This is a genomic window from Pleomorphovibrio marinus, from assembly GCF_003347495.1.
Classification (GTDB): domain Bacteria; phylum Bacteroidota; class Bacteroidia; order Cytophagales; family Cyclobacteriaceae; genus Pleomorphovibrio; species Pleomorphovibrio marinus.
Window position 1 is genome coordinate 58,921 of record NZ_QCXY01000012.1, and the last position, 24,689, is coordinate 83,609.

Annotated in this window: 19 protein-coding genes; 8 read left to right on the plus strand and 11 right to left on the minus strand. The window is 43.2% G+C overall.

The window, feature by feature from the left end:
* Positions 1-22 precede the first annotated feature (22 nt).
* Positions 23-1,402 carry an ABC transporter permease gene (locus DB520_RS22895; protein ID WP_114752113.1) on the minus strand — a complete coding sequence of 460 codons (1,380 nt, stop codon included), beginning with the start codon at positions 1,400-1,402 and terminating at the stop codon, positions 23-25.
* A 580-nt stretch (positions 1,403-1,982) separates the two neighbouring features.
* On the opposite strand from DB520_RS22895, the gene DB520_RS26840 reads away from it, so the two are divergent.
* Both DB520_RS26840 and fdhA read left to right on the plus strand, forming a co-directional pair.
* Positions 1,983-2,126 (plus strand): hypothetical protein, encoded by a 144-nt coding sequence (locus DB520_RS26840; protein WP_157972214.1) that lies wholly within the window; start codon positions 1,983-1,985, stop codon positions 2,124-2,126.
* Between the two features lie 90 nt (positions 2,127-2,216).
* The gene (fdhA, locus tag DB520_RS22900; protein ID WP_114752114.1) at positions 2,217-3,407 is read left to right on the plus strand and encodes a formaldehyde dehydrogenase, glutathione-independent; all 1,191 of its coding nucleotides are present in this window, start codon (positions 2,217-2,219) and stop codon (positions 3,405-3,407) included.
* Positions 3,408-3,689: 282 nt separating this feature from the next.
* On the opposite strand, the gene DB520_RS22905 is transcribed toward fdhA, so the two are convergent.
* The 4 genes from DB520_RS22905 to yiaK all read right to left on the minus strand — a co-directional run bounded on the left by DB520_RS22905 (position 3,690) and on the right by yiaK (position 8,312).
* Complete coding sequence (locus tag DB520_RS22905) at positions 3,690-4,667, minus strand: DUF6340 family protein (RefSeq protein ID WP_198675430.1); 978 nt, start codon at positions 4,665-4,667, stop codon at positions 3,690-3,692.
* A 194-nt stretch (positions 4,668-4,861) separates the two neighbouring features.
* Positions 4,862-6,043, minus strand: coding sequence for a hypothetical protein (locus tag DB520_RS22910; RefSeq protein ID WP_114752116.1), 1,182 nt, complete (start codon positions 6,041-6,043; stop codon positions 4,862-4,864).
* A 2-nt stretch (positions 6,044-6,045) separates the two neighbouring features.
* Complete coding sequence (locus DB520_RS22915; RefSeq protein ID WP_157972215.1) at positions 6,046-7,089, minus strand: hypothetical protein; 1,044 nt, start codon at positions 7,087-7,089, stop codon at positions 6,046-6,048.
* A gap of 212 nt (positions 7,090-7,301) precedes the next feature.
* A complete protein-coding gene (gene yiaK / locus DB520_RS22920; RefSeq protein WP_232835121.1) occupies positions 7,302-8,312 on the minus strand; it encodes a 3-dehydro-L-gulonate 2-dehydrogenase in 1,011 nt (336 codons plus the stop codon).
* Between the two features lie 127 nt (positions 8,313-8,439).
* Here yiaK and DB520_RS22925 point away from each other — a divergent pair, with 127 nt between their 5' ends.
* The 4 genes from DB520_RS22925 to DB520_RS22945 all read left to right on the plus strand — a co-directional run bounded on the left by DB520_RS22925 (position 8,440) and on the right by DB520_RS22945 (position 14,384).
* A complete protein-coding gene (locus tag DB520_RS22925; RefSeq protein WP_198675431.1) occupies positions 8,440-10,266 on the plus strand; it encodes a transglutaminase-like domain-containing protein in 1,827 nt (608 codons plus the stop codon).
* Positions 10,267-10,271: 5 nt separating this feature from the next.
* Positions 10,272-12,236 (plus strand): DUF3857 domain-containing protein, encoded by a 1,965-nt coding sequence (locus tag DB520_RS22930; protein ID WP_114752120.1) that lies wholly within the window; start codon positions 10,272-10,274, stop codon positions 12,234-12,236.
* Positions 12,237-12,625: 389 nt separating this feature from the next.
* Positions 12,626-13,639, plus strand: coding sequence for a zinc-binding alcohol dehydrogenase family protein (locus DB520_RS22940; protein ID WP_114752238.1), 1,014 nt, complete (start codon positions 12,626-12,628; stop codon positions 13,637-13,639).
* Between the two features lie 67 nt (positions 13,640-13,706).
* Entirely contained in the window at positions 13,707-14,384 is a 678-nt protein-coding gene (locus tag DB520_RS22945) for a 3-keto-disaccharide hydrolase (RefSeq protein WP_114752122.1), read from the plus strand.
* Between the two features lie 56 nt (positions 14,385-14,440).
* Here DB520_RS22945 and DB520_RS22950 read toward each other — a convergent pair whose 3' ends face one another.
* The gene (locus DB520_RS22950) at positions 14,441-16,615 is read right to left on the minus strand and encodes a hypothetical protein (RefSeq protein ID WP_198675432.1); all 2,175 of its coding nucleotides are present in this window, start codon (positions 16,613-16,615) and stop codon (positions 14,441-14,443) included.
* Between the two features lie 377 nt (positions 16,616-16,992).
* Between DB520_RS22950 and DB520_RS22955 the strand changes: the two genes are divergently transcribed.
* The gene (locus tag DB520_RS22955; RefSeq protein ID WP_198675433.1) at positions 16,993-18,681 is read left to right on the plus strand and encodes a GDSL-type esterase/lipase family protein; all 1,689 of its coding nucleotides are present in this window, start codon (positions 16,993-16,995) and stop codon (positions 18,679-18,681) included.
* Here the strand turns inward: DB520_RS22955 and DB520_RS22960 are convergent.
* From DB520_RS22960 to DB520_RS22980, 5 genes are all read right to left on the minus strand, one after another.
* Positions 18,678-19,739 carry a dihydrodipicolinate synthase family protein gene (locus DB520_RS22960; protein ID WP_114752125.1) on the minus strand — a complete coding sequence of 354 codons (1,062 nt, stop codon included), beginning with the start codon at positions 19,737-19,739 and terminating at the stop codon, positions 18,678-18,680. The genes DB520_RS22955 and DB520_RS22960 overlap by 4 nt on opposite strands.
* Before the next feature lie 3 nt (positions 19,740-19,742).
* Positions 19,743-20,756, minus strand: a complete 1,014-nt coding sequence (locus DB520_RS22965) for an NAD-dependent epimerase/dehydratase family protein (protein ID WP_114752126.1) — start codon at positions 20,754-20,756, stop codon at positions 19,743-19,745.
* A 21-nt stretch (positions 20,757-20,777) separates the two neighbouring features.
* Complete coding sequence (locus tag DB520_RS22970) at positions 20,778-21,938, minus strand: Nramp family divalent metal transporter (RefSeq protein WP_232835122.1); 1,161 nt, start codon at positions 21,936-21,938, stop codon at positions 20,778-20,780.
* An 83-nt stretch (positions 21,939-22,021) separates the two neighbouring features.
* Positions 22,022-23,293 (minus strand): alginate lyase family protein, encoded by a 1,272-nt coding sequence (locus DB520_RS22975; protein WP_114752128.1) that lies wholly within the window; start codon positions 23,291-23,293, stop codon positions 22,022-22,024.
* A 45-nt stretch (positions 23,294-23,338) separates the two neighbouring features.
* A complete protein-coding gene (locus tag DB520_RS22980; RefSeq protein WP_157972216.1) occupies positions 23,339-23,827 on the minus strand; it encodes a hypothetical protein in 489 nt (162 codons plus the stop codon).
* Between the two features lie 309 nt (positions 23,828-24,136).
* Here DB520_RS22980 and DB520_RS22985 point away from each other — a divergent pair, with 309 nt between their 5' ends.
* Positions 24,137-24,667: a redoxin domain-containing protein gene (locus DB520_RS22985; protein WP_114752130.1), complete on the plus strand. Its 531-nt coding sequence runs from the start codon at positions 24,137-24,139 to the stop codon at positions 24,665-24,667.
* The last annotated feature ends 22 nt before the right edge of the window (positions 24,668-24,689 follow it).

Genomic DNA, 24,689 nt, shown 5'->3' on the forward strand with positions numbered 1-24,689 from the left:
GCTCCCCTCCCAACGGCAAGAACTACACGTTCTCCCTATCTAGACCAAGGTGCTTTTTGCGTAGATATTCCTGCTGGCTATAAACTACCAAGATGCTCACTAAAAATAAAGAAGAAATAAAAAACTGGCATACAATCAACGCCTTTCTAAAATAAGCCCCGCTCACCCCTGGCTTCAGCTGATTTTTTAGGGCATTGAACACCGGCAAACTGGCCAGAAAAAAGGAAGGATACAGAGATGACATTAACGATGCCAACACCCAAACGGCTAATAGTAAGCCCCAAAATCCGGTATTTTGCCACGCTAACGTCAGCTGGGTACCCAAATAGGAATTAAATAGGGGTAATAGTAGGCTTATGGTCAGCAGTGTCAGCATAAGGGCTAGGGTAGCAACCAATAAAGACTCGCTTCCAAACTGTGCCAATAACGCATTTTTATTCGCACCAATTACTTTTCGGATCCCAATTTCCTTTCCCCTTATACTTGCCTTTGCGGTAACCAAACTCACAAAGTTGATGCAGGAAACCAGTAAAATAAGCAATCCTATCAGCATTAGGTTTCTGACCAGAGCAATCCTGCCACCAGCTGCCTTCCCATTTTCAAATACATCATATAAATGAATGTCTGCCAACGGTTGAAATACTGGATAGCTGTCCTTCCCATAATCACTATGCTTGGCAAAAATTGCACTAGCAGCCAATTCCATGTCTTCCCTTGTGGTATTAGGAACCGATTTCACATAGGAATAATAGGACGTATTCCCCCAACTCATCCAAGGCTGCTCTATTTCTTTGAAATTAATGACCCAGTCAAACTGAATGGAGCTGTTTACCGGCAGATCCTCAACGACCGCACCGACCAGATAGGATTTCAGCTTTCCTTCTTGGTTTTCCATCATCAGGATTTCCCCTATTGCAGGACTGCCGTTAAATAACCTTTCGGCTGCACTTTTGGAAATGACCACCTGCTCATTCGAAATATGGGCATCTATGAGGTTTCCTGCTATCACTTTCAAAGGAAAAATATTGAAAAAGTCGTCAGACGCGAAAATTCCTTTTTCCCTGATAGCATTGTAGTCGTCTTTGACCAAAAGTTGTGGCCCCCAATCTGCATATTTTGCGGCATATTCGATCTGTGACACCTCACTTTTCAATGCCTCAGCCAACGGTGCGGGAGTAAGATTATTGGTCATCACCTCTCCGTTAAAAAGGTAATTGGTTCTCACCTTGAAAATTCGCTTGCCTTCCGGAAAAAATTCATTGAAGCTGAGTTCCTGAGAGGCCCAAAGTGCTATTACCAAGCAACAGCTCATCCCAAGCACTAGTCCCAAAATGCTGACAAGGCTGTTAAAAGGGTTGCTTAACAAGGTTCTCCACGCGATTTTTAAGTAGTTTTTTAACATATTACGCAAGGTCTTGTTTGATCAGGAAAAAACTATGTATTGTAATCTTTAAACGCTCGATTTCAGGGGGATAATTCCACTTTCATGCCACGCCAAAACCCTTATTTTGACCATAAAAGTAACATTGCGTTCAACGCATATAAACGTAGCGGACAAAATTGTTCGGTGACGGGCGATTTTAAAACATTGGACTAGGTTTCAATCCTTGGTTCATTAAATAAGCCCCGGTTTCCATGTTACTTCCAGTTTTAGTAAAAGATAAATCCCCCTTTCTCCCAATGCTCCCCAAAGTTTAATTATATACTATGCTACATTTTGAAAAATATAATCCAAAACACCAGCTGATATAGGTAGTTGTATTTGATAGAAAAATCTGTTTCTAAGTATTTTTCATAGACCAACAGCAGGTCCGTTTGGCTACTTGCCTCTTTCAAATTCGTCAGCGTCTTACTTTATAGCTTATACATGCCAAGATATCCTCTTTAGTGATGTGTGAATAGATTTCAAGCAGGATTTTAAAGAAAATAGAAAATGATTCAAGCTTCCTAAGTACATTAGGATTTCTTGCGGGTGGAATAGCATGTATGAAATTTTAACCCCTGTTTTAGCAGCGGAAAACTGGATATTTTCAACAAAGAGAAAATGCGGTAAGTATGAAGAAAGATATATTGCTATTAAAACAATACCTCCACATTCCATTGCATTTCTGCCTGACAATGGCTAACTTAAAGATTCTATGACAATAGATTTTTCGGCAGCGTCCAATCATTCTACTTGTCGTAAACCCAACTGTCAACCAAAATTTCTTTCAATTATGTGTAAAAACCACGGCGTAGCCTACATTAAACCCGGAGAAGTAGAAGTCCGGGAAATTGAATACCCAAAACTTGCTCTAGGTGAACGAAAATGTCACCATGGCGTTATTCTAAAAATCGTATCCACCAATATCTGCGGAAGCGACCAGCATATGGTACGAGGCCGGACCACTGCCCCTGAAGGACTTGTTCTTGGCCATGAAATTACTGGATTGGTCATAGAGGCGGGCAGGGACGTGGAATTTATTAAGGAAGGTGATCTTGTTTCTGTGCCCTTCAACATCGCCTGCGGTAGATGCAGGAACTGCAAGGAAGGAAAAACAGGTATCTGTCTCAACGTAAATCCGGAGCGCCCAGGTGCTGCATACGGATATGTGGACATGGGGGGCTGGGTAGGTGGACAGGCAGAATACGTGATGGTGCCCTACGCAGATTTCAACTTACTTAAGTTTCCGGATAAGGACCAGGCCATGGAAAAAATCAAGGATCTAACACTACTTTCGGATATCTTTCCTACCGGCTATCATGGAGCTGTAACTGCAGGAGTAGGTCCAGGGGCATTTGTGTATGTGGCCGGGGCTGGGCCTGTAGGTTTGGCGTGTGCAGTTTCCTGCCACCTCTTGGGTGCTGCTGTTGTCATCGTGGGGGATATGATACCCGAGCGCTTGGAGCAAGCCAGAAGCTTTGGATGCGAAACTGTAGATTTAAGAAAAGATGTAAGCCTGGCCGATGCCATAGAAGACATCATTGGCATTCCCGAAGTGGATTGTGCCATAGATTGCGTAGGTTTTGAAGCCAAAGGCCATGGTGCCGATGCCGATAAGGAAATGCCTGCGACAGTCCTTAATTCGGTAATGGATGTCACCAGGGCTGGTGGAGGAATTGGCATTCCAGGACTGTATGTCACTGGGGATCCCGGTGCAGTGGACGAGGCTGCTAAAAAAGGAAGCCTAAGCATTAGATTGGGATTGGGATGGGCCAAATCCCACCACTTTCACACCGGACAATGCCCTGTGATGAAATACCACCGGCAACTGATGAATGCCATTCTGTACGACAAAGTACAAATTGCCAAGGCTGTAAATGTAAAGGTAATCTCCCTCCAGGATTCTGTACAGGGATATAAGGACTTTGACGGTGGAGCGGCAAAGAAATTTGTTATAGACCCTCATGGAATGATTCCCAATTGATTGATTAACCTAATTTTAGCCCTCCAATTATTGGGGGGCTTTTTTATAAACCACCCTAAGACTTCTACCGATATTTACTGGTTTTCTAAATTAAATAGCAATCCTTTTGTTAGGTAAAACACCCTATTGTACAAGGATAAATATCCTGAACACCAAAAAAATTACTCCCTACACATCCAACCTGTTGCGTAGAGGTAAGGCAAAATCCTATTCTTCTCATAACAGGTCCTACCAAATTACAATCTAAGGCATGTTTTTAGTGACTTACAAAAAAATAACGCCTCAATTAGTATCCCTCGCCAATTGCTCTCTGACAATTTCTTCCTGCCTCATTATAACGGAAATCTCTTGGGCATAAGATCTGCCTTTCTTAAAGCCATAATCAGTAAAGGCCCTTCCCGCCCAAATTCTCGCATCCTCCAGGTCATTCAACACTTCATAGGCCAAGGCAATATTATGACATAACCTTCCTCCTGTTTTCCTGTCATTGATTTGATTCAAACCCTGATGCCAAGAGTCAAGTGCCTCCTCCCATTGGCCCACTTGAGCCAATCTTGAGCCTTTGGCAAGGGCAGGATTGGATTTTGGCTTATCGTACATGGTCCGGTTGATTGTTACATGCATAGGTGCAATTCTATGTGCATAACTAGCCCCCGCCATTCTTCCTACATATTGTGTGGCACGTACCTTATCAATGAGCAAGGCTACGGCTTGTGTTCTGGTTTCTGCTTCCGCCGACCAAAGGTTGGTTTTATCATAATTTGCCTGATCAAAAATATTTCTGGTTTGGGGATCATATAACCTAAAACCGGCACTGACAGCGGCTAGGCCCTCCAGGTAGATCCCCTGCACCTCAATCTCTTTGGCATCTTTTCCCGTTCCCACCGTTTTCTTTATCATCTTCTTTTTGTCCGTGATCACAAAGTCAGAGGAAAACTTTTCTAATACCAATACAGCATCTACTCCATATTCGGAACAAAGCCCATCTATTTGTTCCCACATCAGTGGTGCGGGAAAAGTCTGTGCAAAAAGTCCTCCCCTTAACCTTTCCCTTGCTCTGATGACTTCATATCTAGGTGAAGTATTCAATTCCTGTTGCACAGTGGTAAGGGTAGCTTCTGCGGCATTTTTAACCTCAAATGGAGCTTCCCCGCTAAGAATGCCTTCTAAGATGGCTATTCCCTCCCTTTGGGGTGCCGTCCTGTCAACAAGTAATAACCGTTGGACATAAGTGGGAACACTTATTTCTGCTGGAACCATCCGGTTTAAGGTCACTGTCTTGCTACATGAATTTAGCAGCATGGAGACAGTTAAAAGCAAGAGTGAAAAGAATTTCGTTTTCAATAGCGTACAGTTCAATAAATGAAAGGATTATTATTGGACAACAAAGGTTGCATGCATCCAGAGATAAGGAAAAATAATTTCATAGGAATCCCAATTATCCAAAATGTTACTTATTTGATGGTGGATTTATATAAAACCTCATAGTCTCTTTCCACTTCATTTTTATTGGGAGAAAACCACAGGTTTCCCTCCTTGTCCACAAATTCCAATGTTCCAAAAACATCCGGGGTCTCTATCGGTATGGGGAGTCCATCACTTAGAAGGACAGCCAGTTTTGACCTGTTATTTTCTTCTATTAACCGGAGGGATTCTTGAAAACCGCTGATGCCTTCTGTAACTTGATCGAATTCCTCGTCAGAAAGACCATGTGTATAGGAAACAAGTAGTTCATCTCCAGCCAAATATATATTATTTATTGAACCGTAGGAAAAATCGCGGACATCAATGTGGATGGCTTTCTTGTCAACTGATTTTGGATCTTTACCCTTCATCAGATGAAAAGGTTCAATTTTTAAGTGGATTTCATCTTTGGGGTTCTCTGTATTTTCCCAATCATAATGGAAGATTTTTGCTTCATTTTTGAAAGCCAGATAAATTCCCTTTTCACTGGCCCTGAAAACAGGTGTGGAATTGGTGATGGGAAAGGTTTCTGAGGAATTATACCTGGACGAAAAAGGATAAGGTAGGATTCCGGTAAATGTACCGTTTTCAACATCAATAGATTCGAGTTTAGTGCCGGATGCCTCGGTATAAAACCCAGAGCCTTCTGGATTTCTTGCACCATATACTGCTACAGCATGGTTTTCATCCATAAACTGAAATTGATCTGTATTTTGAATGAAAAAACTCGAAAAAGGGTCAAAACTGGGTTTGATGCTTTTTTTCAAATTTCCATCAAATCCAAAAATAAACAACCCCTTGCTTCCCAAAAGGGCTATTTCAGCATTGTTTCTAAACTGTGGCCTTGCCGACAGATTTTGTCCGATCGCATCAGGTTGATCTCCAGTTTTATGTAAAGTTGCCCGGATTTCACCATCTTTCCCGATTAGGAGCACATTGGATTTTTGCTGGTCAATAGCCAAAAAATTATCCCCGTCAGGACTGATATGTGACCATGCCATCACACCGATAAAGTCCACAACCATAGAGTCCAGGATTTCGAGCCCATAGGATTCCCTGGTAGATTCACTGACTTCGGTTTGGGAGTTTGGACTGCTGCAGGATACCGAAATCAAAAAAGCTATAGAAAAATAAATGAACACTTTCAGAGTTTTGGTGAAATTGTTGATCATATTTAATAGGCATTTAATTTCAATTTATAAAATGTGACAAAATCCTGTTCCACACCCAGGTACTCGTCATTCCTAAACCCGAAAAAGGATTTGTCCAAGGCCTCTATATTGAGAATCTCACCTACTTTTGGAGGCAAAATAATTTCATTGGACCACCCGGATTTATCACTGTAAATTTTCAGCACCTTCCTTTCCATGTCAGGTCTTTTATACCAGTTTTCTTTTTTATTCAGTCCAGCATTCACAAAATCATCCTTGGCAATTCCTTCGCTATAATAAATAATTAGGCCTTCCCTGATTGGAAATAGATTATTGGATCGGCCCCTGGACATATAATTTCCAGACGCATACCCAACTCTTTCTGTTTGTCCCTCCAATTGTACGTATTTTGAGGGCTGAAAATCCAATACCTCCATGATTTCCCCATCATTCCCCAAATCATAAACGAAAATCAAATTCTCAGTATCAAGATGTAAATAAAGTTTTTCCCCCTGAATTCCAACCTTAGGAGATGGCTGTTCAAAAAACAGATCTGATTGGTGCTTGCTTTGACTGGGGAGCTTCAAGACGCCTTTGGTGTCGCCTGTGGACACTTCAATTTGCTCCAAAAGGGTGTTTTCCTTCCAAAAATCTCTTAAATAGGGATTTTGTCCATCTCTACCCGGATAATAGATGTATAGGTAGTCCTTCCAGAAGTCAAATACCTTGGAGTTTCCCCACATGTCTCTCAATTCGGGGGGAAAAGGCATTTGGATCTTTTTTTCCAGTTCTAAATTTTCATCCAACACCCCAATCTCACCTATAAGGGTGTTCACGAACACCTTGCCATCTGAATGAATACGCATGCCACCTATCCAGGAAAGGGAGCCTGGCCCTTCCTTGGGAAATTGATTGCTGCTCAGGATATTTCCTAGTGTATCGAAAGCGATAATTGTAGCGGATTTGTGGTCATAGATAACACCTCTTCCCTGATAAAATTCTCCTATAGTTGGATTTCCCATATAATCCACTTGGATAGAATCAATAATTTCCAATTTATATTCCATGTGGACAGCATTCTGAGATTCAGAAGTACAGCTAATAATTCCTGGAATTAATAATAGGAATAATAAGGAATAAAAATTCATGCTTAAATGGTTATCCGACAATTTTAGTTTAAAAAAACCAGAAATAAAAGACAAAATTTTAATATATGGTCAAAGCCTGATTCCAAATGGATGATGGATTTATCTAAAATTAGCAAACAATTACTTGGAACCTATTTTTGATCTAACATCCCTACAACCTCTTCCCAGATTACCTTGTCCACGGGCACCCCGTGTTTTAAATTGTGTGCTCTGTTTTTCAGGGAATTCTCCCCAGGAAATACCGATGGGCCGTCTGAGAAAGTGTTGGCCTCCTTCAAATCCTCTACCCAAGCCTCCAGCTTTTGCTGCATCTCACCTTCGTTCATACCAAGTTTGGGTGGGTACAGGCAAAGGAAAAATTGGGAAATGGCGTGTTCCTCCTCTAATTTGCCAATCTCATGAGTGGACAAGCCACCAGAAAGCAAAGAGGCGATCAGATCCAACATCATGGCCAATCCCGCCCCTTTCCACATCCCCATGGGAAGGGCAAGGTTATGGGCTAAAATGGGTTCGGGGTTTTTGGTCATTTCGCCGTTTTGGTCAAATCCCGCGGGATAGGGCATCTCCTTGCCTTGCCTGAGGTAGGCCAACATTTTACCATAAGAAAATTGGGTCATTGCCATGTCCAATACCATGGGCGCTGGTTTCTTGGGCAGGGCAATGACCAAGGGGTTGTTTCCCAGCTTAGGCTCTTTTGCCCCCCAAGCTGGCATATTGGGAAGGGTATTGGTAAAACAAATGGCGATGCAGCCAGCTTTACCCGCTTGCCAACCAAAGTTCCCACCCCTTTTCCAATGGTTGGTGCGGTGAAGGGCCACCACTCCAATCCCCTGCTCCTTGGCCATACTTATTGCCCTGTCCATCGCAAACCCGGCGTTCAATGGCCCAGCACCCAGATTCCCATTCCAACGCTCAAACACGGGAAGCGAAAAATCCAAGCTTGGTTCTGCCTTGGAGTTTACGTATCCCGCATCCAGCAGCCGGATAAATTCCGGAAAACGGTTCAATCCATGCGAAGCCACCCCGTCCAAACTGGCATCCGCAAATAGGGTGGCACATTTTTCTGCCTTTCTGTCGTCGAAACCTTTGGAGACTAATACAACATGGAAAACTTTACACAACCTTTTATAATCGACCTTCATCTTTTTATTGTTTACTGAAAATTTTAATGTTTCAATGAATAGGCATGATAAAAAAAAATCCTCAATTATGTTCCACCTTTTAAAAATTCCGTTACATTGCGGTGTTTTTTCTAACCTTTTTATAAGCATGAAGCTTTTTTTATCACTTTTAGCATCAATGGTTTATTGTCCATTGCTTTTAGCATCCGGGCCTATCGGAGTTTTGCCTGAGACCTACTCTATCTTGGAGGAAAACATTAAAGTGACACTTGAAGAGGATTTTGGTTATGTTGAAGAGGTAGATCAATCCCTTTTGTTGCTTTCCTCCAGCGCATTGGACCATGCTCAATTTGAATGCCTAATCAACAGTTTTACCAAGCTTCTTGACTTCGAGGCAAAAATCATCAACCCCCTTTCCGGAAAAACCCTACAAACAATAAAGCGTAAACAGCTAAAAGAAAAGAATTTAGTTTCGGATGGCACCTTATACGGGGACAATAAGCTCCTCTTTTTTCTCCCGACCCCACAGCAGTATCCCATAAAAATAGAATATAGGTGGAAAAGGCATGTTTCAGGAAATTTTCATCTTCCACGATGGCATCCCTACCATTATTTCAACCAACTTATAAAGAAAGCAACTTTTGAAATAGCGTATCCTGAAGAGATTGGTTTAAGGTACAAAAGCAATGTGTCTTTACTTCCGCCAACAGAAATACAAAAAGAGGGCAAGGTGTCTTTATTCTGGGAATTGAGTGATTTACCCTCGCTAACAGAAAGTGCGGATGATCTGCCTGAGGTCGCAACTGCCCCTGTACATTTTTCCATGCAGGGGTATAGGGGAAACATGCAAACCTGGGAGGATTTTGGCAAATGGATGCACCTGCTTAACCATGGGAAGGGGGATCTTTCTGAGGGTAGCAAGGCCCTTGTTCACACCTTGGTGGACAGTTTAATGGATCCCTATGAAAAAATAGACAGGTTATATAAATACCTTCAAAAAAATTACCGATATGTAAGTATACAACTGGGATTAGGTGGCTGGATGCCTGAAAATGCCAACTCGGTTGTCCAGTCAAAATTCGGGGACTGCAAGGGACTTACCATGCTTTTAAAGGCCATGCTTCAGGAAGCTGGAATCCCCTCTGACTATACCTTGGTAAGAAGTGGGTCAGAAGCAAAACCCATTGATTTGGATTTCCCTTCCAATCAATTTAATCATGCCATTTTACGTGTGCCTCTAGAGGAAGAAACTATTTGGATAGAATGCACTTCCACTACACTACCAGCCGGGTTTTTGGGGAAAAGCACCATGGACCGGCACGTGCTGGTGGTCACAGAAAATGGAGGAGTTATAGACCGTACCCCCAGCTATTCCCAATCCAATTATCACAGGATAAACCACAACCTACATTTAGAATTGTTGCCCCAGGGAAATGCTCACCTCCATGGCACAAAAGTAATAGAGGGATTTCCAGCCAGCACATTTACCCATCTGCACAAAAATACCTCTGAAAAAGAGTTTACCACATTCTTAAACAGTCATACAGGGGGAGGTCTGGTGATACAAGAATTTTCCATGGCCACAGAAAATGAGGGAAAAGTCCCCTTGGTAAACTTAAAGTACCAAGGAGATGTGCAGCGATTTTACCAATCTACCTCCAAGAGGGTCCTTATCCCCTTATCCTGGACAACCTGGGACCTGGAGGAAATCACTACTGGAGCAGGGGAGTTAAAGGAAATGCTTATAATCCAACTTAACCAGGATCTAGAATGGGATATATCCCCTCCACAACTCTCCTATTCTTGCGAATACTACTCTCTGGATATATTAGCCGATTTGAAAGATGATCGACTTACTATAGAAAAAAAATTAGATATCCATTTTCCGGAAGACATAACTGCCGACAAACGAAATTCGGTTTTCCGGGAAATTAAAAAAGCATTAAATCAACAACTATCTTTTATCAAAAACTGATTCCAATGAAACTTTTAGTTCTTATTATCACAGGCTTATTGTACCATGGTATAGTAATAGGCCAAGAAACCAAGTATGGGAAATATCAGCCTGAGGAGTTTGCCCTCCAGACCGTGGACTTTGAGCCCGATGCAGCAGCGGTTGTGTTGGAGGAAAGCTGCGTCAGTTTATTTCTAGGTGTTACAATCCACAATCAGATCCACCGTAGAGTAAAAGTGCTAAAAGAATCTGGAAAAGAACTTGGAGACGTTGTGCTCCGCATGTACAAAGGAAATGACAACATTGAAAGTATTCAGCGTCTTAAAGCCCAAATTGTCAATTTTGAAAATGGATCTGAAAAAGTTTCCAAACTCTCCAAAAAAGACTTCTTTGAAGTGGATACTGGAGATGGGTACCGAGAAATCCGGTTTAGCTTTCCAGATGTACAGGAGGGTAGTATTTTTGAGTACTCTTATGTGAAGTTGGATAAATCCATTGTCTTTCTAGAAGGTTGGGTTTTTCAAAATGAAATTCCCACCTTAAAGTCAATTTATAGTATTGATATACCCTCACATTTTGATTATAAAATGCTGAAACAAGGAGAAAAGATCTTTAAAACCAACCACCAAACCTCCACTAGAGGAAAGTACCACTGGGAACTGACCGACCTCAGGGCTTTCAAACCAGAGCCCTACATGAACCATTACAAAGATTACCTGGAAAAAGTGGAATTTCAATTATACGCCTATGAAAGCCAAAGCACCAATGAATGGGGGGAAAAAAAGGAGGAAAGAAAAATTATGTTTGGTTCTTGGCAGGACCTTGCCAACCTATTCATGGAAAAAAGTGAATTCAAGAGTTTCCTGAGTCCTTCCAAATCGATCAGGGAAAAATTAATTTGGGAAAGCGGGGATAAGTTGGATAAAAAAGAGCTTTTGTACACCCTATACAAACATGTAACACACCATTATCGATACGATGGAAAGGAAGGAGTACTGCCTAAAGAACCCATAAAAAACGTACTTGAAACTAAATCTGGCAATAGGGCAGAGATAAATCTCCTACTATTGGCCTTGTTGAGGGAAAATGAAATCGAGGCAGTACCTTTGTTAATCAGTAGTAAAGGAAATGGGAGGTCCACGCTCATCCACTATCCATTCGCCGACCAGTTTAACCATATGATTCTGATGGTGAAGCTACAAGATGAAACCCTACTTGTAGATGCCAATAGGTCAGGAGTCCCTATCAATTTCCTACCTTTGGACTTTCATGTCAATCAGGGGTTTCCATTACTTGCCAAAAATAGTGACCTGGTCAATCTTTCCCACCCCCATCGATCAGGTTTCAATCTGTTTACAACCATAGGGATGGATATAGGGAGCTTGGTCACAGAAACACATCTTCGCCTTCTTGATTATGATGCTGTGGAATGGGGGCGATTAGAAGAAAAAGAATTACAAAAGCGATTGACTAATAATACGGGTGAATCACCTGAAGTCCCATCGGAAAAATTATTGGTAGTAAACAGAAAAAACGATGGGAGGGAAATTTTAGACATTTCCTATTCCGAACAAAAGCCCCTAACCGATACCGAAAAGATGTTTATTACCCCCTTTGCCCTGAAAAGATGGGATAATAACCCTTTCCAAGCCACAGACCGTACCTTCCCGGTGGATTTCAATTACACCTTTAATGACAGGTACAGTGCCAAAATTAATATTCCGGAAGGCTATGAAGTAGATGACTTCCCTGAGAGTATTTCTGCAGCTTTACCAAACGGGGCATTATCATTTTCCTATGCGATTACCCAAATGGATCGTGTGTTAACCGTAACGGCAAGCGTCTCTTTGAAGGAAACACTGATACCGGCGGTTTCTTATGCTGATCTTAAGTATTTTATGGAAATTATCACCAGTAAGCTTAATGAACCTGTGGTCATTAAAGTGATGGAAAATCTGGCCCAGCAAAGAGCTAACTCCCAAGTTGAATAAGTTAGGGAGGTAAGGGCCTTATCGATTTTTAGAATTTAAGCCCTCAAGGGAGCCTAAAATTTGTAATTTCGTGTATTAGAATGTTTGAAAACCAATTATACTGCCTTCATGAAATCGAGCCTGCCTGGACGGCAGTCAGGCATGACGAGCGCTTCACACACCAGGATGATTATTGGAAATGCGAGATTCCCCCGAATCAAGTTCGGGGCAGGCAGGGGCAGGCTAGGTGGCCATTGAAAAGAAAATATAAACACATGAATTCGAGCCTGTCCTGACGGCAGTCAGGGCATGACGAGCACGTCACACACTGGGATGATTATCCTTTGCGAGATTCCCCCGAAGCGAGTCCGGGGCAGGCTATGTGGCAAATAAAAATCAATTATAAACACATGAAAACGATAATCTGCGAAAAACCAGGCCTTTTTACCCAAAAAGACACCACTACTCCCCAACCTAGGCAGGGTGAGGTGCTGCTGAGAATTAAGCGCATCGGAGTATGTGGCACGGATCTGCATGCTTTTGCCGGTAATCAGGCTTATTTTACCTATCCCCGTATACTGGGACATGAATTGGCAGCGGTAATCGAGGATCCCAATGGGTCTTCCACATGGAAGAAAGGAGACAAGGTGGTGGTAATACCTTACATTCACTGTGGGAAATGCGTGGCCTGCCTGCAAGGCAAAACCAACTGTTGTACCCGACTACAAGTACTTGGTGTGCATACCGATGGAGGGATGCAGGAATATTTCGCCTTGTCGGAGGAATTACTGCTTCCTGCCGAAAACCTCAGCTTTGAGGAAATGGCCATTGTAGAACCCCTGGCTGTGGCGGCACATGCCGTAAAAAGGGCAAAGGTAGAAAAGGGGGAACAAGTATTGGTAATGGGCTGCGGCCCCATAGGTATTGGCATTATGGTTTTTGCCAAGCTTGCCGGTGCAGAAGTGACCGCACTGGATATCAATGAAAGCCGACTCAAGTTTGTAAGGAAACAAATCGGAATTAAAAACACCGTTTTACCCTCCGAAAGTCTACATCAGGACATTGAAAAAATCACCAAAGGCAAACTTTTCAATGCGGTCTTCGACGCGACCGGCCATAAACTGGCCTTGGAGTCTGGGCCGGAATACATGTCTCATGGAGGAAGGTTTCTGCTGGTGGGCCTCTCGAAGGGAGACTTGGTATTTAACCACCCGGCCATTCATGCCAAGGAGTCGAGTATCCTATGCAGTAGAAACGCCACTGCAGGAGACTTTCAAGAAGTGATAGCGGTTTTGAAATCCGGGGATTTCCCTACTGATGCATTTATCACCCATCACCTCTCCTTTGACAAAGTGGTGAATGAATTTGCTTCCTTGACTCAACCAGAAAACATGGTTATCAAGGGGATGGTACAATTATCCTGAACTCCAAAAACTAATTCAATAGCCTATGAGCAGGCGATTTCCGTATTACAAAAAAACGCACAAACCCATGAAAAAACTCCTTCTAATACTGGCATTAATATACTTACCTCATTTAATCTTTGCGCAAGGGGGTTGGCAAGTACTCTTCGACGGAAGCAACCTGGATAAATGGCGAAGCAAAACAGGGCCGGAATCCCCTCCTCAAGGGTGGAAAATAGCTGATAACCAACTTTATCTAGAGGGTAAGGGCGGCGATATCATTACCCGGGAAAAATATGGGGATTTTGAGTTGGCATTCGAATTCAACCTGACCGAAAAAGCCAACTCTGGTATCAAGTATTTTGTGGATGAAGTCCTAAACGAGGAAACCGGGGAAACCATGATCAACGGCCCGGAATACCAAATCATTGATGACTTTAAACACCCCGCCATCATGGATGACCAGGATGGACTGAGTTCCACCGCTTCAGCTTATCTACTTTATTCCCCAAAAAACAAGCAGCTTAACCCTCCTGGTGAATGGAATACAGGAAAAATAGTGGCCAAAGGCAAAAAGGTGGAACATTGGCTAAATGGTGTGAAAGTGGTGTCCTACAAAAGGGGCAGCAAGGATTTTCACAAAAGGAAAGCCGACACCAAATTCAAAAACGACAGGAACTATGGTGAGTTTGAGGAAGGCCATATACTACTTACCGACCATAACGATAAGGTCTATTTCAGAAACATAAAAATACGTAGGCTTTAACCCCTTAAATGAATGAGAAGTTCAAGAAGTTTTCACCCAACATGGTTTTTAGGTTGCTAATTTCCCGCAAACATCAAGGTAAAGGTGTTTTCAAAATGCTTTTCTATATCTGATTGTTTGGTAAGGTCCCAATAACTATTTTCCTGTAATACAAGTACCTGGGTGGCCACAATCCAACTCTGGGTCCACCCCGTAAGTGTACCCCAGGCTCCCCAGCCTACGTCCGCATTGCTGGCCCAAAATTCCCATCGGTCATAATCAAATGCCCTAAACCAGGCTCCATCCAAATCCTCAAACCTTTCACTTTTCACCTGAATACGGGTAAGAAAATCCGAAAGGCGATGCAAAGCCTGAAAATATCGCTCGTCTCCAGTGGCATGGGCAGCTTCATTGAGACTAAAAAAGGCGAAATTACTGGTGTAAAGCATATCCGCAATTGGATCACCGTTTTCGAAAATCAAAGGAGCCTCATGCAACCCATATTCAGCGTTCGTCTTGGTACGCCCATATCTACCTTTTTCGGTTCCCCCAAGTTCTTCCCGAATGGCCCCACTTTCCATTTGGTTTTCTAATAAGGCACTTACCACCTTATCGAGCCATTCTCTATGTTCAGGGGTATCCTCCACTTGTACCAGCCATGCCAATGGCAATATCATGCGGGCTCGTTCCTGCTGTATCCCATTGGTCCAAAGCCACTCCTCTGGATACATGTCCATGGTCTTCCCAATAGCCAATTTTGCCCTGTCCAATAGTGGCTCATGGCCCGTCTTGTCATAAAGCCAAAGGTAAAGTGCCCACATCCAGGATTCAAAATGCGGGGCTGGGTTGATTACTTCCCGATCAAAATAGTACCTCCACCCATTTTTGATAATGTCCCTATGCTCCAACCTCCTATCCCTAAATCCCATGGTTCCTGTGGTCCTGAAATTTGCTAGAATTGCTTCCATCATCTCTTTGTCCCATTCATTGGTTGCTAAATGGGCGGAAGCTCCCAAGACCCCTAGGATTGCCCTAGCGTTATCGTCTCCGTAATACACCCCAGGATGGGTATCTGACCAACCTATCAAGCCATAAGTTGGGGCGTCCTGTTCGCTTCTGGGCCCTCCTCTCAATTTTGAGTTAAAAATATAGTCAACTAACCTCTTTGCCGGTGCCCGGTAAGACTCATTTCCCAGAATCTTCGCTGCTGCTGCCATAGCATAAGCCCCTTCTCCCTGAACATCCGCCCTAATCCAGTACCGGTATTGCTGGGAACCATCGTGATAGATATTGGAAGAGTGCCCTTCCAGTAGGCCGAGGCTGCCATCACCATTGGGCAAATCTCTGGAAACTGGAGGTCCTACGGGATTGGTGCCATCATCTTGGTATTTCTGCCACATATCCTCCCAATCAGGATGAATAAAAAACCTACCCTTATAAAACCAGTCTATGCCCCTTTTCACACTTTCCTTCTTATGGTCTTCTGTCACCTCCTCCCCTTGGTCCAAGGTGGGAGAAAGATACCTTGGCCATGTTTCAAAATGTAGGTCTGTTTTCCCTGTTAGGTTCCGAATCATATAACCCCAAAGTGCCTTCCAATGATCTTCTGGGCCATACCTGCCTTCTGCGAAATTGGATAATCGAGTTAGAGAATAGAAACCGCCATTTTCCTCTATCAATAATGGGTGTGTTTCCACATCATCAATACCATATTCAGCCTTGTCCAAGCCTGCTACCTTAGCCAAAACCAATAAGGGGTTGGTAGCATCTGAGGGAATAACGTGGCAATCATTTATTCCCAAAATACTCATCATTTGCATTTCAAGGCCAAAAACATCCGTATTAACCACTCCTCTTTCCAACCTTGTCTGCAGGGCTTCTTCTTGCAAGTTCACACCGGGAATGAAATCAGGGTACTCCACATAAAGTCTCAGCCCCTTAATCTCCGCATCTTCAAAAAAGGCCTCTGACAATTCAACGCGCTGGTAGGGGTATCCCTCAGCCAAGACAAATAAAACCCCTCCTTCTTCTATGCTTTCCATGGCAATAGCGGGATTGCTGTGGTTTATGAGCTTGAAACCCTCTCCCGAAAGCCAAGTGGCCAGGTCCCCATCGGCTTCTCCAATTACGTGTAGGATAGGTCTATCTCCATCTGCATTGCAAGAAATGAAAAGGTAGAAAACCATAAAAAGTGCCAAAACCCCACGGTTCATATTGGCTACATTTGCAATGCAATAAAAGTGACTACGCATAATCATGTTAGGAGTTATTTAAATACCATTTGAACTTTTCTGTCAAGAACCAATAGGTGAGTTTAAGAGAAGCAACAAATTTAAAAAATGGTTTAGTTTTACCAATTTTTAATCGTAAATGTTGAAAGTGCAAATAGAAAATCCTACCTCTCCTCCCTTATTCAGGTATAAATAGCCCTGGTTCAACAAATTATGTGTATTTAATGCTGGATTTTTAAATACAAATTTTTAGATTTGAGTTATTATCTATTTTTAAATACATAAAAATGCATTTCAGCTTACAAAAAATTATTTACATACTACCATTTTTATTTTGGTGTGGGGAGGGAAATACTACAACTGAGGATCCCAAATTGCCGGAGGAAGCCTATAAACCTTTGTTAATAGTTAATAAAGGATCGGGTGGAGACAGTAGTTTCGATTTGATAAGAAGGTTGAGAAATGACGTGATTATGGAAAAGCCGGACCTGGTTTTTCTTTCCGTGGGGATGAACGACATGCTTAATTTAGACAAATTCGTGGACTACGACACCTTCAGGAAAAACTACCAAAGGATCATTCAGACCCTTGCAGATGAAAATATTGAAACGGTCTTACTAAACTTGGTTCCTGTGGACACCCTGGCCATTAGTAGTTGGTACAATGAGGGTATCTTTCAAGAAAAGGCAGCAATAAAAGTCCGAAAGGCAAATGAGATCATAAAGGACCTGGCCAACTCAAATGGCTTACCGCTTCTAGACCTTTTTGAAGCATTTGTTGCTGCCAATACCTCAAGTGAGTTAAAAGGCACTTTGATTATGAATCAGGAAAATTCAGGAGTGGATGATGGGGTACATCCCACCAAGGATGGATACAAGGTCATTGCACAGAAGATTTTTAACTTTTTATTGCAAAACAAGAAATTGCAAACCGGAAAAAAGTTCGTGTGTTTTGGGGACAATATCACCTACGGGGCGCATGTGGTAGGTGCAGGCACCAATTCCGGTGACACCTATCCAGGGCTCCTAAGAAAAATGATCCTCTGGGATTATTTGGTTCCTTATTTTTCCACTCCCTTTGACTATGAAATGATAATGGGAGATTACAAATCGCCCCTCTTATTTGAAGATGGGGAAGTAGCAAGTACTGTGGAGATGTGGGAAAAACGAAGAGAGGAGATCTTGAAAGAGTGGCACGATCTAATGGGAGAATGGCCTGAACTTATCACCGATCCCGAAATGGAAGTGTTAGAAGAAACAAATATGGATGGGTATGTGCAGAAAAAAATCCAGTTTGAATGGGTGACCGGACAGCCTACCACCGGATATTTGTTGGTTCCCTTTCAGTCTAAGGATAAACCAGCCGTGATTACCGTTTATTATGAACCAGAAACTGCCATAGGGGAGGGCAAACCAGATCGTGACTTTGCAAAAAAATTAGTAGAGCGGGGCTTTGTAACACTATCCCTTGGTACTACTGAAACAACCGAAAACGAAACTTATTCCATTTATTACCCCCATATAGATAGCGCCACGGTTCAGCCATTGTCCATGTTGGCCTATGCTGCCGCAAATGCATGGCACTTGTTGGCTAGCTTGGAGGAAGTGAATGAAGACAAAATAGGTATTATGGGACATTCCTATGGGGGCAAATGGGCCATGTTTGCCTCCTGCCTCTTTGATAAATTTGCCGCTGCCGCTTGGTCCGATCCGGGTATTGTGTTTGAAGAAGATAAACCATCGGTGAACTATTGGGAGCCCTGGTACTTAGGTTACCACCCTCCGCCATGGAGAAAAAGGGGAATGCCAACCGATGAAAATCCTGCCAAAGGCCTTTATCCCGAATTACTGGAAAAAGGCAAAGACCTTCATGAACTCCATGCCCTGATGGCGCCTAGGCCATTTTTTGTATCCGGGGGCTCAGAGGACCCCGAGGAGAGGTGGGTAGTATTAAACCACAGCATTGAGGTGAATTCCCTATATGGTTTTGAGAATCGGGTAGGTATGTCTAACAGGCCCGAACATGCCCCTGACCAAGCATCCAACGAGGCAATTTTTACCTTTTTTGAGTATTTCTTGGAGCCTTAAAGTAGAAAATCCATTAAATGATCCTTTACGAAATCGTCATCCAACAAATGGGGATAGGAGGAGCAAACCCTGTCTATTTCCTCCATTTGTCCGGGACTGAGATTCTCTTCCGGATCCAGACACCACCTGCCCTCCAGTAAGCCCTGTCTTCTCAGCACCTCATGAATTCCGGGTATGCATCCGTGAAATTGATGTGCCGGATCAAAGATAGCAGCATTGGTGTCCGTAATCTGTATTCCTAGGCTCAAAAGTTCACCCAAGGAGCCTTTTTGGTGTTCCTTGTAATCTTTGATCATTTGTAAGTGTTCCACAGCCCTTTTTGTCCACACCGCCCAATGCCCTAGAAGGCCACCGACAAAAGACTTTTCCTTTTCCACTCCATCTATGACAAACCTGTATTCGGTAAGCAAATCGCCAACAATGTTATCGTCGTTTCCAGTATAAAGAGCGATTTCATCCGATCGCTTGGAGGAACAGATTGCCCTTACCACATCTAGGGTTTGATACCGGTTAAAAGGTGCCACTTTAATGGCCATTACAGAGGGGATGTCCACAAAGTCTCTCCAAAATTCATAGCTCAAAAGCCTGCCCCCCGCAGAAGGTTGTAGGTAAAACCCAAAAATGGGGATGCTCTCTCCTACTATTTCGGCTCTTTTGATTAGCTCCCTTTCTGACCAGTTGCCCAATCCCCCGGCACTGAGTAATCCAAAATCATATCCTAAATCCCGGGCAAGGGCGGCTTCCTCCTTTGCCTGTTCTGTAGGCCCCACTACTCCTGCTACCTTGATAAAATCCCCCTTTCTCCCTTGCTTCACTATCTCTTCCATCGCAATCCTTAAAACAGGTTCAAAGAGGCCAATTTTTTTATCCCTGATTGCAAATTGGGTAGAATGAACGCCAACAGCAATCCCTCCTGCTCCCGCAGCAAGATAATATCGCATCAAGGCTCTTTGTCTCCTCTCGTCCAATCTTCTTTTGTCATCCAAGGCCAAAGGATGGGCAGGTATTACTGTTCCCCTGTGGAGAAGCTGAAGTATGTTTGGTTCAAGCGTGTGCATGGGCTAATAGTTTCCTTTAGTTTCTTGAAAATGTGTGGGTTTGTTTAGTTTTGAACCTCCCTCATTGATCCACTTAGCAGTCATGTTTATCATTTCCAAAATGGAAACTTTCGGATAACCAAACCAATGATGGCATTTGGAGGCATTGTTCAGAAGACAATCTCCGGAAATAGTATCCAAAAACCGGGGAGTTGTTTTGAAAAGCCTGCCAAACTCCTTCGCCACCCATTTAATGGAAACGGTTTCGGGGCCGGTGACATTGAGGATTTCAGGGGGGAAATTGCATTTGTTCAATGCCCGCAGGGCAATCTCGTTGGCATCTCCCTGCCAAATCACATTCATATGTCCTACCTTCAAGTCTATAGGCATGTTGCTCTTTACCATCTCCCCAATTTCCAGAAGATTGCCATACCTTAAATCTACGGCATAATTAAGCCTGTAGATTAACATAGGCGTTTTATTGAGGTGGCTGAAATACTGAAACACCCTCTCCCTTCCCAAGCAGGACTGTGCATATTCCCCGATTGGGGAGGGATTGGTGTTTTCTGTGGCTCCTCCGGAGACCACCGGGACCATTGGGTAGATATTCCCGGAGGAAAAAACGACAATTTTGGAATTCTTATATCTTTCGGCCACCTTACCCGGCAGGTAAGCATTCATGGCCCAGGTAAGGTGTTCTTGGCCGGAAGTACCGAACTTCCTCCCAACCATATAAATGACATTACTTGCATCAGGCAGCCCCTCCAGAGCATTATCCTCCAGAATATCTGCCTCTATGGTTATCACTCCCGTAGCTTCCAAATCTTTCCTGAGTTGGGTATCCGAAAACCTGGAAACCCCAAAGACCTTTTTGTGCTGCCCACTCTCCTTTACGGCCTTTACGGCTAGCCTTGCCAAGCTAGGCCCCATCTTGCCCCCAACACCCAATATCAATATATCCCCTTTTAGACTCTGCAAATCTTGAATAAGCAAGTCTGAAGGTGTGCTTAATAATTCATCAAGTTGTTCTTCTGTCATATTCAATAAAGAAAATCGTTGCTACTTTATAAACAATTGATAGAAATTGGTTCCTGCCAGAAAAAACAGCACCAAAATCCCCAGTATCCCCATAATATTCAGCAGGCGTCCATTTATGGATTCCCCCATTATTGCCTTATCATTTGCCACCAGCAAAATGCCTAATCCAATAAATGGGACTGCGAAAATGGTAATTCCCTGTGCAAACACAATCAACTCCAAAGGTAGTCTGCCAAAAGCCAAGGCCACGAAGGCTCCAATGAAAATGACCAGTGATATAAACAATTTAACGGGAAGTCCGTTTAGGGATCTCCCATAATTCAATGCATCCGAGCATAGGGTCCCTCCAATGGTGGCATTACCCACCAATGAGGAAAATGATGCACCAAACAAACCTATCATAAACACCACTCCAGCCCAATTGCCATACAAAGGAGCAAGTGCTATGCCCATATCCCCGGCAGACGTCACTTCTACACCTTGAGGCCGAAGGATGGCCGCAGCACTCATCATAATGGTACCCGTAATGACCCCCAAAACCAATATTCCCGATACTCCCTCTACCATGGCAGGTTTAGACTCATTCGATTTCCACCCTTTCTCCTGTACCAGATAGGACTGATAAAATGCCCCTCCAATCGAAAAACTGGATGCCACCAAGGCCACCAGCAATAAAAGAGCTCCCTCAGGAACCTTAGGACTCAGGCCTTCCAACACCATGCCCCAATCCGGGTTTGAAAGAAAAAGGGTAAAAAGGAAAGAAACCAACATCACACTTACCATGAGTATCATCACCCTTTCCAAAATTTTATAAAATGACTTGAAAAACAGAAGACCAATGGCAGAGAAGGACACCAACACTATCCAAGGCCATGCGGGGGTTTGGAGTGATTCAGCAAAAGCTATTCCTGCCCCTATGGTATTTCCTGCCTGAAAGGAAGCGGTGACAAAAAAAAGTGCAAAACCACAGGCAATAGCCGCCCATTTCCCCCACTTTTTCCTAAAGAGTTGAAGGAGGGATATGGGGCTTTTAACCCCTATTTTAGTACTCATCAGGGTAAAACATATCATCAACAGCACAGTAGGGGGAATTACCCATAACAAGTCAAAGCCGAAAGCAGCTCCCAACTTGGAAGTTACCGTAAGGCTACCCGGCCCGAAGACCAAGGCCGCTGTTATCAAACCGGGCCCTAAGGATCTTAGAAACCTGAGGAGCGAAAATGCGGAGGTTTTATTTGCTTCCAGCTTGTGTTGGTTTTAAAGGGTTAAAAATGGGCAGCATAGTTACTTATTGTCATCACCTCACTTGGGTTCAAAAGATTTCGATACACAAAAACGGATCCTCCATCCTCCCCTTTTAGGGAATTAGCCAAATCTTGATAGTCTGGATTTTCATAGGCAATGGCCGCCACGTGCAGGCTGAATTTCAGCTTGCTGAAGTCTATTTCGTTGATTTGTTCGTACTCCCATGCTTTTTGGCCTTGGGTGTAGGGGATCAAAAACTCCAGGGCATCTCTTATGCTTGCACCTTTTTCGTTTTGGTATTCCCAAACAGGTTTACCGAGTTCTTCCAATCCAAGGGCAAAAGTAGTGATTCCTGCAAGATTCATTGCACTGTAATCCCATGAGCGGGTTCTAGCCAGCTCCTTTGGCTGGGATCCGTCCTCTTCAATCATTTCTTCTAAGATAAGGGGAATTCCAGCTTCTGCCAGACTATCCGCCCTGTTATCGTTTCCGACAAAAATGGAAAGCGGGATAGCCTGGGCAAAATACCAGGTGGTATGGTTGTTGCCATGTACAGCCTCATCCTGCCCATGTTCGCTGTTTACCAACCAATCCAAATACTCCTTTAACCAGGCTTCCAGGCCTTCCTGGTCCTCCTTTTTCCAATGCATGGAGGGGCTTATCATTGTGACTATGTCCGGCAAATGTGCAAACTTTCTGGTGTCTATGATCCCTATCCCTCTACCCTCCGTCCTGCCGGGAATTCGCTGTGCAAAATTCAAGTTAGGATTCATCTTGGTGGAGGCATCCAAAAACCAAGCCCTAACCAATTTAGCACAGTGCTCTGCATACCTCTCCTCCCCGGTAAAGAAATAAGCTTCTGCTAAGACCGGGAGGGCACTCATGAGACTACCCAATTCTTCCTTATCGGTATAGGTCCTGCTCTCAGGATTCACCTCTCCATCCCTTCTGATATAGGGCAAGCCATCTTCCTTTTCCGGGTCCGGCCACCAATAGGGTCCCATGCTGGTATAGTCATGGATGTCCCCACTTGGAGGAGGGGCTGATTTTTTGGTAACCGAATAGGGGCCTTCATTTAGCATATTATCGGCAGAATTTACCAGTCTCTCCATCTCCGGAAGGTTCCCTTCTTGTATATCACCCAGATAAGTAAGCTGTATATGATGCAGAACCTGACCGTTTTCCAATAAGAAATCCATGGGAACCGGTGCATGGCATTTGGAGAATAAAAAGATAAGTTGACAGCCCCATAGGAAGGACCATCGAAAGGCTGTCCTGGGAATTTTAATCATCACAAGCTGGGTTTAATGTGTAGAGAATTAAGTCTGAAAGGTTAACTAGAAGTGCCTTTTTTGCAGTATTTCCGATAAGACAATGGCTTCCCTTAGGGACTTTGGATTCTTGAGCATCCTACCGTAGGGATTAAATCCAGCCACCGAGGTATCTGACTCCACCTCTCCCAATATTTTTTCATCATCATGAATATCGACTTGATCATCCAACTTAACCAAAGGCTGCCCCTGATTCAAATCCTGGTATATATCCTGTTTTCTTCTTTCCGAAGGTTCAGGCGGAGGGACGGGGGTACTCTCCTTTTTCTGGGTAGCTTTCTCTCCCGTTACTACAAGGTCTCTTTCCCTTTCCCCTTGTTCGGATCTTATGTCTTCCAATAATTCCTCAAAAGATTTCCTGCTGGGGGCCTCCTCGGGATTATCCTCCCCCTCTATTGGTCCGGTCTCTTGATTTTGTGCCTTTTTCTGGGCTAAAAAAGAGTAAATAAAGTAAATGATTACCGCTATGATATAGAATATAGTTCCTGACTCCATGTTTTCGACGCTTGATTGGGAAATATAGTAAAGAAAAACCACCAATGCCACTTTAATCGGGACAATTGGGGCTAAAAAAGGGTCATCCAGCTTTCTTTACACCTGGAGCTTGCCTTAGTGTTAACTGGCAAGAGTAGAACTTTTATCGCATTAAACTAATTTATTAATGATATGTAGTGCATTAAATTAATGATTTACGTCATATTTCCGTAAAAAATAAGCATCAGTTTGTTGTTTTTAATTTAATTATATTTATTTTTAAAAAATAAAACTTACCATAACCCAATTATATTAAAATTCCTTAAAAAAATGAGATTATCTAGCGGTCACAACCAGATTTTATTGGTAAACAAAGTATTCCCTAACTTGTTAGTAAAAACTTACCATGGCAACGTTTTTCTTAACAACCTGATAAGGGATAAATGGATGATAGTGTACAGCAACCCGTCAGATTTGATGCCCCGCAACCTGGAGGAAAAAAAGCAACTTGTACAACACCTCAAAGAACTGAAATCCATCAATTGTGAATTGATGGGATTTAGCACGAGAGGATTTAAGGAACATCTAGTCATCACCAATTGGGTGAATTCCTACTTGAATGATGAATTGGTTTTTCCTATCTTCTATCACACGGAAGGGATATTAGAAAGGGACTTAGGCGAGGAGTCCATGGAAATGCAACATCCAATCATAGACCCAGTTTACTTGGTGGATAAAGATGGAATGACCAGGGTGGTTCTAAATGGTTTGGATGATGATAATAGAAAAATTGAAAAAGTTTTGGACTGGGCAAGTAGGGCTATAGGAACCCACTCCATGAGCAATCCTGTGACTGCTTAATATTAACAGCAAAAAATCTTAA